Source organism: Bacillus sp. P4_E1 (genome assembly GCF_056401715.1).
Genome location: NZ_JBFUIV010000013.1, coordinates 1 through 14,337, shown reverse-complemented (window position 1 = coordinate 14,337; position 14,337 = coordinate 1). Strand labels below are relative to the sequence as shown.

The 14,337-nt window shown below is 34.0% G+C and carries 18 protein-coding genes and 1 pseudogene; 14 read left to right on the top strand and 5 right to left on the bottom strand.

Translation table 11 applies throughout. The annotated features are described in order from the left end of the window. Positions 1–2 precede the first annotated feature (2 nt). From isdE to srtB, 4 genes are read left to right on the top strand one after another with little or no spacing between them, the layout of a single operon-like run. On the top strand, positions 3–878 hold the full coding sequence (isdE, locus tag AC1DS7_RS18445; RefSeq protein ID WP_002143317.1) for a heme ABC transporter substrate-binding protein IsdE: 876 nt from the start codon (positions 3–5) through the stop codon (positions 876–878). A gap of 27 nt (positions 879–905) precedes the next feature. Then, complete coding sequence (locus AC1DS7_RS18440; RefSeq protein WP_476999150.1) at positions 906–1,889, top strand: FecCD family ABC transporter permease; 984 nt, start codon at positions 906–908, stop codon at positions 1,887–1,889. After that, positions 1,879–2,649: an ABC transporter ATP-binding protein gene (locus tag AC1DS7_RS18435; protein WP_002088890.1), complete on the top strand. Its 771-nt coding sequence runs from the start codon at positions 1,879–1,881 to the stop codon at positions 2,647–2,649. Before AC1DS7_RS18440 ends, AC1DS7_RS18435 begins: the two co-directional genes overlap by 11 nt. A gap of 31 nt (positions 2,650–2,680) precedes the next feature. Next, complete coding sequence (gene srtB / locus AC1DS7_RS18430) at positions 2,681–3,445, top strand: class B sortase (RefSeq protein WP_002129321.1); 765 nt, start codon at positions 2,681–2,683, stop codon at positions 3,443–3,445. A gap of 69 nt (positions 3,446–3,514) precedes the next feature. On the opposite strand, the gene isdG is transcribed toward srtB, so the two are convergent. After that, a complete protein-coding gene (gene isdG, locus AC1DS7_RS18425; RefSeq protein WP_002143312.1) occupies positions 3,515–3,838 on the bottom strand; it encodes a heme oxygenase in 324 nt (107 codons plus the stop codon). A 256-nt stretch (positions 3,839–4,094) separates the two neighbouring features. Between isdG and AC1DS7_RS18420 the strand changes: the two are divergent. Together AC1DS7_RS18420 and AC1DS7_RS18415 are read left to right on the top strand one after the other, a co-directional pair. Next, positions 4,095–5,886, top strand: a pseudogene (locus tag AC1DS7_RS18420) (cation:proton antiporter). Positions 5,887–5,978: 92 nt separating this feature from the next. Beyond that, a complete protein-coding gene (locus AC1DS7_RS18415; RefSeq protein ID WP_002067464.1) occupies positions 5,979–7,178 on the top strand; it encodes a class I SAM-dependent rRNA methyltransferase in 1,200 nt (399 codons plus the stop codon). 43 nt (positions 7,179–7,221) lie between these two features. Here AC1DS7_RS18415 and AC1DS7_RS18410 read toward each other — a convergent pair whose 3' ends face one another. Together AC1DS7_RS18410 and AC1DS7_RS18405 are read right to left on the bottom strand one after the other, a co-directional pair. Next, positions 7,222–7,416, bottom strand: a complete 195-nt coding sequence (locus AC1DS7_RS18410) for a YwbE family protein (RefSeq protein ID WP_001014315.1) — start codon at positions 7,414–7,416, stop codon at positions 7,222–7,224. Beyond that, the gene (locus AC1DS7_RS18405; protein WP_002015431.1) at positions 7,417–7,590 is read right to left on the bottom strand and encodes a hypothetical protein; all 174 of its coding nucleotides are present in this window, start codon (positions 7,588–7,590) and stop codon (positions 7,417–7,419) included. It lies immediately after the preceding gene. A 169-nt stretch (positions 7,591–7,759) separates the two neighbouring features. Here AC1DS7_RS18405 and AC1DS7_RS18400 point away from each other — a divergent pair, with 169 nt between their 5' ends. The 7 genes from AC1DS7_RS18400 to AC1DS7_RS18370 all read left to right on the top strand — a co-directional run bounded on the left by AC1DS7_RS18400 (position 7,760) and on the right by AC1DS7_RS18370 (position 12,959). Further along, on the top strand, positions 7,760–8,452 hold the full coding sequence (locus AC1DS7_RS18400) for a response regulator transcription factor (RefSeq protein WP_002143310.1): 693 nt from the start codon (positions 7,760–7,762) through the stop codon (positions 8,450–8,452). A 1-nt stretch (position 8,453) separates the two neighbouring features. Beyond that, on the top strand, positions 8,454–9,389 hold the full coding sequence (locus AC1DS7_RS18395; RefSeq protein WP_002143309.1) for a HAMP domain-containing histidine kinase: 936 nt from the start codon (positions 8,454–8,456) through the stop codon (positions 9,387–9,389). A gap of 126 nt (positions 9,390–9,515) precedes the next feature. Beyond that, positions 9,516–10,439 (top strand): ABC transporter ATP-binding protein, encoded by a 924-nt coding sequence (locus AC1DS7_RS18390; protein WP_002143308.1) that lies wholly within the window; start codon positions 9,516–9,518, stop codon positions 10,437–10,439. Beyond that, positions 10,432–10,593 carry a hypothetical protein gene (locus tag AC1DS7_RS18385; protein WP_002143307.1) on the top strand — a complete coding sequence of 54 codons (162 nt, stop codon included), beginning with the start codon at positions 10,432–10,434 and terminating at the stop codon, positions 10,591–10,593. The genes AC1DS7_RS18390 and AC1DS7_RS18385 overlap by 8 nt, the downstream gene beginning before the upstream one ends. 34 nt (positions 10,594–10,627) lie before the next feature. Then, complete coding sequence (locus AC1DS7_RS18380; RefSeq protein WP_002143305.1) at positions 10,628–11,332, top strand: ABC transporter permease; 705 nt, start codon at positions 10,628–10,630, stop codon at positions 11,330–11,332. Between the two features lie 37 nt (positions 11,333–11,369). Continuing rightward, a complete protein-coding gene (locus AC1DS7_RS18375; protein ID WP_159147132.1) occupies positions 11,370–12,239 on the top strand; it encodes a DUF4097 family beta strand repeat-containing protein in 870 nt (289 codons plus the stop codon). Between the two features lie 24 nt (positions 12,240–12,263). Then, a complete protein-coding gene (locus AC1DS7_RS18370) occupies positions 12,264–12,959 on the top strand; it encodes an ABC transporter permease (protein WP_088040209.1) in 696 nt (231 codons plus the stop codon). 63 nt (positions 12,960–13,022) lie between these two features. Here AC1DS7_RS18370 and AC1DS7_RS18365 read toward each other — a convergent pair whose 3' ends face one another. Together AC1DS7_RS18365 and AC1DS7_RS18360 are read right to left on the bottom strand one after the other, a co-directional pair. Then, positions 13,023–13,355: a YfjL-like protein gene (locus AC1DS7_RS18365; RefSeq protein WP_159147130.1), complete on the bottom strand. Its 333-nt coding sequence runs from the start codon at positions 13,353–13,355 to the stop codon at positions 13,023–13,025. A 134-nt stretch (positions 13,356–13,489) separates the two neighbouring features. Beyond that, a complete protein-coding gene (locus AC1DS7_RS18360; RefSeq protein WP_000284970.1) occupies positions 13,490–13,993 on the bottom strand; it encodes a DinB family protein in 504 nt (167 codons plus the stop codon). A gap of 169 nt (positions 13,994–14,162) precedes the next feature. Between AC1DS7_RS18360 and AC1DS7_RS18355 the strand changes: the two genes are divergently transcribed. Next, the coding region (locus AC1DS7_RS18355) for a transposase (RefSeq protein ID WP_476999096.1) at positions 14,163–14,337 on the top strand (175 nt) is incomplete at its 3' end.

The following is a 14,337-nucleotide window of genomic DNA, read 5'->3' as shown; positions in this document are numbered from 1 at the left end:
GAGTGAAGAAAATTGTAAGTGTACTAATGGCTATCATTTTATTAGTAAGTATAGCTGGATGCCAGGCGCCCAAAAAAGAAACAGCGAAGCAGGTAAAGAGTGAGGGTAAAGAGAGGATTGTCGCAACGACAGTTGCTGTTACTGAAATTATGGATGCGTTAGAAGTAGATTTAATTGGTGTACCAACAAGTACTAAAGATTTACCAAAGAGATATAAAGGTTTACCTGAAGTTGGGAATCCGATGAGTCCTGATATGGAAAAGGTAAAATCATTAAAGCCGTCAGAAGTATTATCAGTGACAACACTTGAATATGAATTAAAGCCAGTTTTTGATGGTGTAGGTATGAAAGCAAACTTTTTAGATCTAACAAGTTTAAAAAATATGCAAAATTCCATTAGTAATTTAGGTAAGCAATATGGACGTGAAAAGCAGGCTGAAGCAGTTGTAACTAAGTTAGATAACAAGGTTGCAGAGATTCAAAAAGCAGTAAAGGGAAAGAAAGAACCGACAGTGCTTATTTTATTAGGTGTACCGGGGAGTTATTTAGTAGCAACAGAGCATTCTTATATTGGAGATTTAGTGAAACAATTAGGTGGTAAAAACATTGTACAAGGTGAACAAGTAGAGTATTTAGCTTCTAATACAGAGTATTTAAAAAAAGCTGATCCAGACATTATTTTACGAGCGGCACATGGTATGCCTGATGAAGTTGTAAAAATGTTTGATAAAGAATTTAAAACAAATGATATTTGGAAACACTTCGCTGCAGTTAAAAATAATCGTGTTTACGATTTAGAAGAGCGTTTATTTGGAACGACAGGAAATTTAGCAGCGACTGAAGCGCTAGATGAATTGAAAAAAATGATGTATCCGTGATGCATTTTAATATAAAGGAAGATTAGCATGAATAAAAAATTATGGAGTTTCTTTATTGTTACTGTATTACTCATCATTATGACTTTGTTGTCAGCGACGAAAGGTAGTTTAGAAGTAGGTATTATTGACCTTGTACAAGGAATATTTACAGGGGCAAATGAAGATGTTGAAGTGATTAAAGATTTACGTTTCCCACGTATTATTATTGCACTATTTACTGGAGCAGCTCTTGCTGTTTCGGGCGTGCTCTTCCAAGCTGTCATGAAAAATCCACTTGCTGATGCTGGGGTAATCGGGATATCTTCAGGAGCAAGTTTTATGACACTTGTTATTATTACGCTATTCCCGCAATTCTTTTTCTGGACGCCGGTATTCGCCTTTCTAGGTGGTGCGTTTGCGTGTTATCTCGTTTATTCGTTTTCATGGAAATCAGGATTAAGTCCGCTTCGCATTATTTTAATTGGTATTGCCATTAATGCGATGTTCACTGGATTAAATGAATCGTTCATTACGATTTGTGGATACTTCATTAAGAGTATTAAGCAAACGACGACTTCTAATATAACGATGAAGACGTGGGGCGATGTAGAAATAATGGTTACTTATGGAACAATTGGTCTTATTCTTGCACTGTTTGTCGGAGCTTGGTGTAACTTATTATCTCTACAAGATAAGACTGCAAAAAACTTAGGCTTGCACGTGACGAGAGTTCGTCTTATTATTTCTGCCATTGCAGTACTCTTAGCGGCAGTATCAACAGCAATTGCAGGTGTTATCGCTTTCGTAGGATTACTCGTTCCGCACATTTCAAGACAACTAGTTGGTTCAGACCATAAAGCATTAATTCCATTTTCTGCTCTTGCAGGGGCGTTATTAATTTTGATGGCGGATACGATTGGAAGGTTAATTGTGCCACCTAACGAAATTCCAGCAGCGACGATTATGGCAGTTATTGGTGGCCCATTCTTAATATTCTTGCTTAGAAAGAGTGATAAAGTTCATGGAAATTAAAAATGTAACCTTTTCGTACGATAATGTAACGGATCGATTAAAGTCGGTTAGTAGTGAAATAGAGATTGGTAAAATTACAACAATTATTGGACCAAACGGTTGCGGGAAATCAACATTACTTGGTGTGATGTCAAGAAATCACGATCCTCGTAGTGGAGAGGTAATACTTGATGGGAAGGCAATTAGCCAATATAAACCGAAAGAGTTTGCTAGAAAGTTAGCCGTTGTCCATCAACAAAATGAAGCACCGGCAGATATGACGGTAGAGAAATTAACAAGCTTTGGCCGTATGCCTCATAAAAATATATTTTCTTCGCAAACTGATGAAGATAGAGAAGCAATAGAAAGGGCTTTAGCATGTACGAATTTGCTAAGTAAACGTGATAAGGAAATTCATGCTTTATCTGGTGGAGAAAGACAGCGTGTTTGGATTGCCATGACGTTAGCTCAGAAGACGCCAATGCTCTTTTTAGATGAACCGACAACATATTTAGATATTTATTATCAACTTGAAATATTAGAGTTAGTAAAAGAATTAAATGAAGCACAAGGATTGACAATCGTTATGGTATTACACGATATTAATCAGGCGATTCGCTATAGTGATCATATCATTGTTATGAAAGACGGCGAAATTGTTACAAAAGGCAAGCCGAATGATGTTGTGACAGAAAGTATGATAAAGACGATATACGGTGTAGATGTCGTTGTAAAGCAAGATGAAGATACAGGATTGTATATGGTTCCAATGGGTATTTAAACATGCGAACAATCCGTTTTGAGGTGATAATTTGAGTAGCAAAAAAGAAAGGAAGAAGAATTCTTTTTTTCAACGAATACTTACAGTTGTTTTTTTAGGTACCTTTTTCTATTCAGTATATGAATTAGGTGATATTTTCATGGATTACTATGAAAATCGTAAAGTAATGGCCGAAGCACAAAACATTTATGAAAAAAGTCCGATGGAAGAGCAATCACAAGACGGGGAAGTGCGTAAACAGTTCAAAGTTCTGCAGCAAATTAACCAAGAAATAGTTGGATGGATTACGATGGATGATACACAAATTAATTATCCAATCGTTCAAGCAAAAGACAATGATTACTATTTATTTCGAAATTATAAAGGTGAAGATATGAGAGCAGGAAGCATTTTTATGGACTATCGTAATGATGTGAAATCGCAAAATCGAAATACTATTTTATATGGTCACCGTATGAAAGATGGTTCTATGTTTGGAAGTTTAAAGAAAATGTTGGATGAAGATTTCTTCATGTCGCATCGTAAATTATATTACGATACATTATTTGAAGGATATGATCTTGAAGTGTTTTCGGTGTATACAACAACAACTGATTTTTATTACATTGAAACGGATTTTAGTAGTGATACGGAATACACATCATTTTTGGAGAAAATTCAAGAAAAATCGCTGTACAAAACGGATACAAAAGTGACAGAAAGTGATCAAATCGTAACACTTTCGACGTGTGACTATGCACTTGATCCAGAAGCGGGAAGATTAGTAGTACATGCGAAACTAGTAAAAAGACATTAAATAAAAAAAGTATAGAATATGAGAAGTGGTAACACTCTTCATATTCTATACTTTAAAAAAGAAATATGCTTACTGTGCTGCAGCCATTGGCATACGTACAACTTTTACATCATAGTAAGCAATTTTATTATCAAGAATATAGTCTGGCATCCCGCCTTGATGTGAGTGAGCATCTTTAAATGCTGAGCTCTTTGTCCAACCTTGGAAATCTTCTTTTGCATTCCAGCGAGTGCTAATTGTTACTTCATCATAATCAACTGTATTGTGCGTTAAAAGAACTTCTAATCCTAAAAATCCTGACATTGTTTCGACTTTACCTACTTTATTAAAACGCTCAATTAATTTATGGCCATTTCCCTTTGTAATTTTAGTTGTATTTGTAACAATAATCATGTTTATTCCTCCTATAAATGTGTAGCCTTTATTTTCAAGAACTCATATACATTAAATGATAATGAAAATCATTATCATTGTCAATAGTAATTTTCATATAAATGTAGAATTAAGGATGAATTTACTATTATATAAATAATTTGACCATATAGTTAATGAAGTTATATATTATTAAAATAAAACAAAATAAGAAATATACACAAGCAAAGTATGGTTTATACCTTGCTTTCGCAATACTATGAACAAGGAGGGTATTATGGTCGAATCACTGTTACTTAGTATCGTTATTATTATTACACTAGGCATCGCCTCACAATGGACTGCATGGCGCTTCCAGCTCCCTGCTATTGTTGTTATGGCAGTTGCCGGATTATTAATTGGTCCAGTTTTCGGTATTATTAATCCAAAAGAGGTGCTTGGAGATGTTTTTAGTCCACTCGTATCACTTTCTGTTGCCATTATATTGTTTGAGGGTAGTTTAAGTTTAGATGTACGTGAACTGAGGGGACTATCAAAAACCAGTATTTCGTATTGTTACGTTTGGTGCGTTTATTGCTTGGATTGCTGGCTCACTTGCAGCCCATTACGTCGCTGGATTAGATTGGGCGGTTGCATTTATTATTGGAGGACTTTTTATTGTGACAGGTCCAACTGTAATTATTCCGTTGTTACGCCAAGCACGATTAAAGCCAAGGACAGCTGCAATTTTAAAGTGGGAAGGGATTATCGTTGATCCGTTTGGAGCATTACTTGCTGTATTCGCCTTTCAAATTGTAAATTTCTTAACGAAAGAAAATGTACACTTACATACGTTACTATATTTCTTTGCAGGTTCGTTATTTGCAATGGTACTTGGGTATGCGTTTAGTATTTTTATGAGTTATATGATTTTAAAAGGGAAAGTACCAGAATATTTAAAGGCACCGATTTTGCTCGTTACGGTATTACTATGCTTCGGCATTGCAGATGAAGTCATGCATGAAACAGGTATGCTAGCCGTAACAGTAATGGGGATTACACTTGCACGGATGAAGAAATATATTTCTTCTATCGGTGATATTCGTCATTTTAACGAAAATATTTCCGTACTATTAACATCGACTGTTTTCATCATCTTAACAGCATCACTTCCAAGAACGACGATTATGGAGATTTTTAGCTGGCCTATTATTAGCTTCGTACTTATGATGATATTTGTTGTTCGTCCTTTATCAATTTGGGTATCGACAATCGGAACAGAGTTAACAAAATCAGAAAGGGCGCTAGTTGGTTGGATTGCGCCGCGAGGTATTGTTGCATTAACGGTTTCAAGTTACTTTGCGACGGAGTTATTACAAGAAGGGTATAAAGATGCTTCTATATTAACAGCACTTACATTTGCACTCGTAATTACGACCGTTTGTGCTCATGGATTTTCAATTGGATTTTTAGCAAAAAAATTAGGATTAGCCAATACACAGCCACCAGGTATTTTAATTTCAGGAGCTAGTACATTCTCAACTGCATTCGCTATGCATTGTAAAGAGATGGGGATTCCGAGCTTAATCGTAGATGTATCGGAAGAACATTTGCAATGCGCAAAGGTGAAAGGGCTTAATACATATAACGGCCAAGTACTCTCAGAGCAGTTGCAATTTGAAGTAGATATGAATCAGTATGAATACTTAATTTCAGTTACAGATACGGATTCTTACAATGTATTAGTCGCAAACACATATGTACCGCAGTTTGGACATCATAATACATTTTTACTTCCGATTCATGATGTGGAAAAGATTGAGCAAGAACGCATCTCTCTTTCGAAAAAAGCTCATTTACTGTTTGGTCAAAATGAAATTTATGAAGAGTTAGATAGAAAAATTGAAGAGGGTTATACATTTAAAACGATACAAGTTGAGGAAGAACACAAAATTAATAAAGAAGAGAGCGATTCAGAGGATGTAATATTATTTATTCGTCAAGATGATGGTAGTCTTACTTTTTCAACATTGTATAAATATATAGCGGTTATACCAGGAGATGAGCTAGTTGTACTAGCAAAGCAATAATATGGTATAGTGAAACGAGGCTTTTTTCAGCCTCGTTTTTTACATTGCTTCCTACTAATTAGAAAGCATTCAAATGGAAAGGAAGACATTACATGCGATCTGAAGTAACTATAAAAATAAAACCGAAGTTTATAAAAGAAATTAAAAGTGGATATCCACTTATTTTAAAAGATGCTATTCAAAATTTAAATGATGTACGTGAAGAAGGAACAATCATCAACGTAGTAGATGAGAAGAACCAATTCATCGGAAAAGGCTATTATGGAAAACAAAATAAAGGATATGGATGGATTTTAACGAGAAAAGAGAAAGAGCAAATTAATCAACCTTTCTTTGAAAGTAAAATCAAATCTGCTTTACATAAACGAAAAGATTTTTATAAATCAAATGATACAACAGCATTTCGTGCCCTGAATGGTGAGGGCGATGGCCTTGGTGGTTTAATCATCGATTATTATGACGGCTATTACGTAATAAGTTGGTATAGTGAAGGGGTTTATACTTTCCGCGATGAGATTATAGCAGCACTTCAAAAAGTAGCAAATTTCAAAGGGATTTATGAGAAAAAGCGTTTTGATACGAAAGGGAAATACATTGAAGGTGATGATTTCGTCGCAGGAGAGCGCGGTGAGTTCCCACTTATCGTAAAAGAGAACGGTGTAAACTTTGCTGTATATTTAAATGACGGGGCGATGGTTGGTGTGTTTTTAGATCAGCGTAACGTTCGAAAACAAATTCGTGATAAATATGCAAAAGGAAGAACGGTTTTAAATATGTTCTCTTATACTGGGGCTTTCTCTGTATTTGCAGCGCTTGGCGGAGCGAGTAAAACAACGAGTGTGGACCTTGCAAATCGTAGTTTAAGTAAAACGATTGAGCAGTTTAGTGTAAATGAAATTGATTATGAAGCACAAGATATTATTGTAGAAGATGTATTTCTATATTTCAAATATGCAGCTAAGAAAAAGATGAAATTTGATATGGTTGTACTTGATCCCCCAAGCTTTGCACGCTCGAAAAAATATACGTTCAGTGCGGCGAAAGATTATAAAAACTTATTAAAAGAAACAATTGCGATTACAGAAAATAACGGTATTATCGTTGCTTCTACAAATTGTAGCGCATTCGATATGAAAAAGTTTAATGGCTTTATCGATACAGCATTTAAAGAAATGAACGGTAAATATAAAATATTAGAAGAACATTCTTTACCAGAAGATTTCCGTACAATTGATCAATTTAAAGAGGGAGACTATTTAAAAGTAGTTTTCATCGAAAAAATTAAAGGTTAATGAAAATAAGAAAAGGAGCTCAAGTTTAAATGAGCTCCTTTTCTTATTGAATAATATTTTGTACTCTGCCAACCTGTCCGTCTTGCAATCTTACTTTAATGCCGTGCGGATGTGAAGGTGAGTTCGTTAAAATATCTTTTACAATTCCTCTTGTTAGCTTACCTGTACGTTGATCTTGTTTTAATACAATATCAACTTCAAGACCTGATGAAATGTTAGATCGTTTTTGCCCGTTCATTTATACACCTGTACGTCTACGTTGGTTGTTTGTTTTCTTCGTTTGTTGGTTTTGTAATTTTTTCGTTTCTTGACTTTGACTTCCATTATTTGAGCCGTTTCCATTTCCTTGCTTTTTCTTCGCAAGTTGTTCGCGCATTAAATCAGCTAAGCTTACTTTTTTGTTTTCTGACATGATAAGTCTCCTTTATATAAAGTTAATTATGAACAATCGTAGTGAATTTCATCATATCATTGTTATGGAAGGAAGGGAAGTTGGTTTGAAAATTCATATAATTCTTCACAGTATTCATTCGTTACGATACAATTGAAATGTTAATGTTTGTAAAAAAGGGGATAGACATATGTCACATCATATTTTATTAGTTGAAGATGATATTTCAATTCAAGAGATGGTGGAAAAGTATTTAATAAAAGAAGGATTTCAAGTTACAATCGCATCTGATGGAGAAGAGGGCGTGAACACATATTTAAAAGGTTCATTTGATTTGATTATCCTCGACATTATGATGCCAAAGCTAGATGGCTTAGAGGTTGTACGTATTATTCGTGAGAAGAGTGCAGTTCCGATTTTAATGATGTCGGCAAAAGATACAGATGTTGATAAAGCTGTTGGATTAGGACTTGGAGCAGATGATTACATTTGTAAGCCGTTTTCTATGATTGAACTAGCTGCACGTGTAAAAGCGGGTATTCGGAGGTCTACAAAGTATTCAGCTGTGGAATCAAAAGATGAGGCGATTCAGATTGGTGATTTAATAATTGACCCAATTAATTTTACTGTGGAGAAAAAGGGAAGACAGCTTAAACTTACTTTAAAAGAATTTGAGATTTTAAAGCTATTCGTGAAGAATCAAAATCGTGTTTTTACGAAAGCACAAATATATACGCTTGTTTGGAATGAAGAATATTATGGTGATGATAATGTTATTAATGTTCATATGAGAAGATTACGTGAGAAAATTGAAAGTGATCCATCTAATCCAGAATATATTAAAACATTATGGGGCATCGGCTATAAGTTGGAAGTGATGTAGTATGGTTGTATTTTTAACAGTGGTGATTATTATATTGCTTATCGTTATTTACGTGCAATATAAAATTAGGAAAAATAGTAGTAGGAATTTACGCTACACGTATGAGAAGTTAAATCGAATTGTAAAAGAACAAACTGGTGAGAAGCTATTAATTATGACAGATGATCTAGAATTGCGAAATTTATTAGTGGGGATTAATCATTTATTAGATGCAAAACAGAAAACGAATGCAGATCATGCGAAAGTGGAAATTTCGATGAGAAAAATGCTTTCAAATATTTCACATGATTTGAAAACACCACTAACAGTTATTCTTGGATATACCGAAATGTTAAATAAGGATAAAACGATAAATGAGGAAGAGAAGCAAATATTACTCGAAAAGGTGCATGTAAAAACACTAGAAGTGATGGAACTGATTCATAAGTTTTTTGATTTAGCAAAATTAGAATCCGGTGACAAAGCAATTGAGATGACAAAAGTAAATATGAATGAAGTTTGCCGCGAGAAGATTTTATCTTTTTATGATTTAGTGACGACGAAAGGGTTTCAAGTTCATATTGATATACCAGAAAGAAATATATATGCACTTGGAAATGTAGAAGTATTAGGTAGAGTATTGAATAATTTAATATCAAATGCGATTACATATGGTGACGATGGAAAGACACTTGGTATGACGTTAAGAGATGATGAAACGAGTGTGTATATAGATGTATGGGATACAGGAAAAGGAATTGATGAATCTCACATTGATAAAGTGTTTGAGCGTATGTACACACTTGAAGATTCAAGAAATAGATTGTACCAAGGAAGCGGTTTAGGGTTAACGATTACGAAAAGGCTTGTGGAAGCGATGGACGGAGAAATACATCTTTCTAGTAAGCCGTATGAAAAAACAATTTTTACAGTTGTATTAACAAAGATGCTGTTTTAGCTTGTAGAGAAGTAGATTCTACAAGCTTTTTTTTCAGCGTAAGGAATTTGTAAGGAACGGGTAAGAAAAAAGAGATTTCCGTTGTCTATTATAGAAATATAAAGTAGTGCGAAAGGAGACAGTGACATGACATATATATTAAAAACGAATCAGTTAACGAAAGTGTTTAAAGGGAAAGAAGTTATTTCTAGTGTTAACATGCATGTGAAAAAAGGTGAGATATACGGTTTCTTAGGACCGAATGGTGCAGGTAAAACAACGATTATGAAGATGATCACAAATTTAATAAAACCGACGAGCGGTGATATTGAAATTTTCGGTGAGAAGTTAACAGACACATCTTATGAAGTATTAAAAAGAATGGGGACAATTATCGAATATCCAATCTTTTATGATAAATTAACGGCGAAGGAAAACTTAGAATTACATTGTGAATATATGGGGTATTACGATAAAAACGCAATTGATCATGCTTTAAATTTAGTAAAACTGCACGGTATAGATGATAAAAAAGTAAAAGATTTTTCATTAGGGATGAAGCAACGACTTGGTATTGCAAGGGCGATCATGACAAAGCCAGAACTACTCATTTTAGATGAACCGATTAATGGTTTAGATCCAATTGGTATTAAAGAGTTACGAGATTTATTTAAGATGCTCTGCAAAGAATACGGTATTACGTTATTAGTCTCTAGTCATATTTTAGGCGAGATGGAACAAATGGCGGATACAATTGGTGTAATTCAAAATGGAAAACTAATAAAAGAAGTTTCAATGAAGAGTATTAACGGAAAGCAAACAGAGTACATTGAAATCACTGTTCCTGATGTGAAACGTGCAGCTTATATTTTAGAAGATAAACTTGGTATAAAAAACTACAAAATAATGAGTGGAACCATGATTCGTGTGTATGAATTGAAGGCGACGCAGCAAGCCATTTCAAAAGCACTCATTATGAACGATGTAGAAATTGAAAGTATTAATAAGAAACATAGTTCTTTAGAGGAGTATTTCTTAAATGTAATGGATGGAGAGGGCATTCATGCTTAATGGGTTGTTAGTGAATATAGTAAGTGGATTGATCGTAATGTTCATAAGTGGGATTTTATATTATAGAAAACCTGAGCGGAAATGGATTTTAATTTTATTAGTGATAGGAATGTTAAGCGTAGTTACTGCTGGAATTAGAATGTTAGTAGCGTAGAGGCAGTTATATAAGGAATGGAGGCATGGTTTACATGTTTAAATTAATGAAGCTTGAATGGAAGAAACATCAATTATCTAGTTATTTTAAAAGTGTAGCAATTTGTATTATAGCAATTTTCACCGTAGTAAACCTCATGGCGTTGGGAGCGAAAGACGAGGTAGATGGGCTATTCTCTGACTTCACGCAACAAATGGTTTTAATAAACACTGTTATTAGGATAACATTCATTATTTTTAGTTCGGTCATTTTATCACGTTTAATAATTGATGAGTATAAGAACAAAACAATACAACTATTGTTTATGTACCCACTGCAAAGAAAAATGCTAATGAGGGCGAAATTAACAATTGTTTTTTGTTTTTGTTTTGTGAGCACGATTATCGCTACTTTCAGTATTAGTTTACTCGTATATTTTGTGAGTCCAATGATGGGACTGATTGAAACGCCAGCTACGATAGGTGAAATAATAGCTATCGTTCCAACTACTTTTATAAGTGCATTTATGATATCTGGTATAAGTTTAATTCCTTTATTTTTTGGGATGAGAAAGAAATCGACACCGACAACAATTACTTCTGCAGTAATAATTGGGATGCTAATTAGTAGTAACGTTGGTTCTGGAAACGGTCAAGTAAGTATGTTTAATTTTATCGGTATCCCAATAGTGCTCTGTTTATTAGGGATTTTCATTAGTTATCTTTCATATCGTAAAATCGACAAGATTGATGTGGTGTGAAGTAAGCTTAAAACAACAACGAATTGGGGTATGAATAGTGAAAAAAATAATAGTAATTGCAATTTTACTTATTACAATTGCTAGTGTAGTTTTTGGTTTTAAGGTGTTTCAGGGGAAAGATTTTAAGAAAGAAAAGTCTTTTGAGATAAATAATATAAAAGAAATAGAAGTAGACAATGAAAACTGGGATATTGAATTTAAAAGTACAGACTCTAATAAAATAGTAGTTTTCGCCCAAGGTCAACAAGTAGATAAAGAGATAGATCCCGTCAAAATAGAAAATGACGGTAATAAAGTTGTGATTAAGCAAAAACAAAAGGTGACCAAATTTTTTAATGGTTTTACATTTAGGAAGAAAAATAGTATATCTATAGCTATTCCGAAGAAAGAAATAGATAAAATTGTATTAAATAATAAATCGGGTGATGTGAAAATAAGCGATATAGAAGTGAAAAATATCGTGACAAAAAGTGAGTCTGGAGATGAAATGGTTGTAGGACTATCAGCCGAGAAAGGTGAATTCATATCGCAAAGTGGAGAGTTAGCTGTAAAAGATAGTTCAGTACAAGAATTAAATATAAAGTCTACGACTGGTGATAACTATATAACAAATGTAAGTAACTCAAATATAAACATCACTTCAACATCCGGTGAAGTATTACTGAAAGATATGAAAGAAGGAAAATCGTTATTTGTAGAAACAAAATCAGGAGATATTGGCGTACGGTATAAAGGTGTTCCGACATCTTTAAAACTTACGGCCAAAAGTAATTCGTCTGACGTAATGGTGAATGTAAATGGACTTAAGAAAAATAAAAATACAGAAAAAATAAAAGCGGGAACCATTGGTGATGCAAAAAACGAAGTGAAGATTTTAAGTAAAACAGGAGCGATTTATATCGATTAAAATGTAAATGAAAGGAGGACTATTATGCTACATCTTATGAAGCTAGAAATGAAGAAGTTTAAGCTTGGATGGTATGTAAGGGGAGCGATTATTGCAAATATCGCTATACTGGCATTAATGATCTTTACGAGCATCGTTGCTCAAGTAGAAGGTGATCCGGAAATAAGGGATCCGCAGATGATGTTATTAACGGCTAGTACATTAGTAAGAGCAACATTTATTATTTTTGGTAGTGTATTAATCGCAAGGTTAATAATTAGTGAATATAAAAACAAAACAATCCTACTTATGTTTTCTTATCCTATTAATCGGAGGAAAATGATGAGTAGTAAGTTGGCCATTATAGCGATAGTAACATTTATAACAGTTATTTTATCTAACATTTTAGTAGTAGGAGTTTTCTTTGGGATAGATAGCTATTTTTCAATTCTTCCTAATTCATTCACAATAGATCAATTGAAGCAAGAAGGGATAAACCTTGTTCCTTTAGCCATTGCAACTGCGGGAATAAGTTTAATCCCTCTATATTTCGGAATGCGTAAACGTTCGGTGCCAACTACAATTGTTTCATCTCTGATTGTTGTATCAATTGCAATTAATAACACTCCTATGTTTTCTACAGCAACTTTTCTTCCCCTTCAACTAGCACTTGCTGCGATTGGAGCTGCGATTGCATATTACGGAATTAAAAATATAGAGAAGGAAGATATAACAGTATGACAAGAATACGTAAAAAAGAGTTGGCGTTATACCAACTCTTTTTTGTATATGTATGCTTCGTTACTACTCTGTAAATTTATAGTGTTTGCTTAAATATTCTTGCACTCCTGGAGAAATGTTAAAGTTATTAGGACCTTTATATTCGATAGTAAATTCTCCATCTTCAATTGTTTCAAAGGCGATTGCATAGCTATTCATTTTAGAATCGTAAGAAGTATTTTTGACTTTTGCATCTAGATCAAAGTATTTTGTAATATACTCTTTTGATTCAGCGATTGCTGTTTGTTTTCCCCAAGGGGTACCATAACTTGTGAAATAAAGAGATACACCGATAACTCCAATGATAGAAGTTAGTAAGAGAGTTCTTATTGTTATTTTTTTGTTTTTTGTATTCAATTTAGTTCCCTCCAATTAATATGAATTTATCTTAACGTATTTTCTCATAAAATACCATTTAGTAGAAAATAGTTTCACATGAAACAAGTTACAGAAAAAGACAAGGTGCATAAACACCTTGTCTTTTTCTGTCGTTACATTTGGGGAGCTTCCATTCCAGTAGCAGCCCATTCTTCTTTTGCAGGACCATAAACGCCAGGGACTGTTAAGCCAGCTTGACGCATTAAAACAGTCATCTGTCCGCGGTGGTGATTTTGATGATTGATGAGTGTCATTAAAAATATAGAATTCGGCATAGGACGACCAAAGAAGTTATTAATAGTAGCTAAGTCTTTATCAGTCCACTCACTTTGAAGTGCTTCAATAAAAGCCGTATTCACTTTGCGATACCCATCTGCAATTGTTTTTGCTGAAGTTGGTACAGGATAATCTTTCGTTTCTCCTTCAAACTTAAGCCCTGTCCCTGATAGCATAACAGGAAGTGCTGTAACGATATGCCAAGCGACTCTCCCTAAAGTCCAGTGCCCAGGTGCAATTTCTTGTGATAAAGATTCATCGGTTAATGCATCGAGCATCTTCTGAGTAGACTCAGCCTCGTATGTCCATGATTGTAGAAAACCTTCAATAGTTTGGTACATATTTATCCCTCCTAGTTATGTTCATAGGTTACATTCGTGAAAAAAAGATAGTTTCCTTTTAACCTATCAGAACGAATAAAAAAGAGGCTTCTCATATTGATATGATCCCCTTATAGTAGACAGGAAAAAGAAAGCACATTAACCTGTTTACTATGGAGGGGATTTTTTCATGGGAAAAATTAGAGTCACTTACGATGTAGAATTTAAGAAACAAGCTATAGATTTATACTTAAAAGAAGGCATGAGCTATAAAACCATTGCGAAAGAATTAGGTATTCATCACTCGGTTGTAAGTCGTTGGGTGAAACACTTTGAAGCTGAAGGAATCAAAGGACTAGAAGAAA

Bases quoted from the DNA above. Each gene is read 5' to 3' on its own strand.
- AC1DS7_RS18440 (WP_476999150.1), top strand. From the start codon at position 906: ATGAATAAAAAATTATGGAGTTTCTTTATTGTTACTGTATTACTCATC.
- AC1DS7_RS18435 (WP_002088890.1), top strand. From the start codon at position 1,879: ATGGAAATTAAAAATGTAACCTTTTCGTACGATAATGTAACGGATCGA.
- isdG (WP_002143312.1), bottom strand. From the start codon at position 3,838: ATGATTATTGTTACAAATACAACTAAAATTACAAAGGGAAATGGCCAT.
- AC1DS7_RS18415 (WP_002067464.1), top strand. From the start codon at position 5,979: ATGCGATCTGAAGTAACTATAAAAATAAAACCGAAGTTTATAAAAGAA.
- AC1DS7_RS18410 (WP_001014315.1), bottom strand. From the start codon at position 7,416: ATGAACGGGCAAAAACGATCTAACATTTCATCAGGTCTTGAAGTTGAT.
- AC1DS7_RS18405 (WP_002015431.1), bottom strand. From the start codon at position 7,590: ATGTCAGAAAACAAAAAAGTAAGCTTAGCTGATTTAATGCGCGAACAA.
- AC1DS7_RS18400 (WP_002143310.1), top strand. From the start codon at position 7,760: ATGTCACATCATATTTTATTAGTTGAAGATGATATTTCAATTCAAGAG.
- AC1DS7_RS18395 (WP_002143309.1), top strand. From the start codon at position 8,454: ATGGTTGTATTTTTAACAGTGGTGATTATTATATTGCTTATCGTTATT.
- AC1DS7_RS18390 (WP_002143308.1), top strand. From the start codon at position 9,516: ATGACATATATATTAAAAACGAATCAGTTAACGAAAGTGTTTAAAGGG.
- AC1DS7_RS18385 (WP_002143307.1), top strand. From the start codon at position 10,432: ATGCTTAATGGGTTGTTAGTGAATATAGTAAGTGGATTGATCGTAATG.
- AC1DS7_RS18380 (WP_002143305.1), top strand. From the start codon at position 10,628: ATGTTTAAATTAATGAAGCTTGAATGGAAGAAACATCAATTATCTAGT.
- AC1DS7_RS18370 (WP_088040209.1), top strand. From the start codon at position 12,264: ATGCTACATCTTATGAAGCTAGAAATGAAGAAGTTTAAGCTTGGATGG.
- AC1DS7_RS18360 (WP_000284970.1), bottom strand. From the start codon at position 13,993: ATGTACCAAACTATTGAAGGTTTTCTACAATCATGGACATACGAGGCT.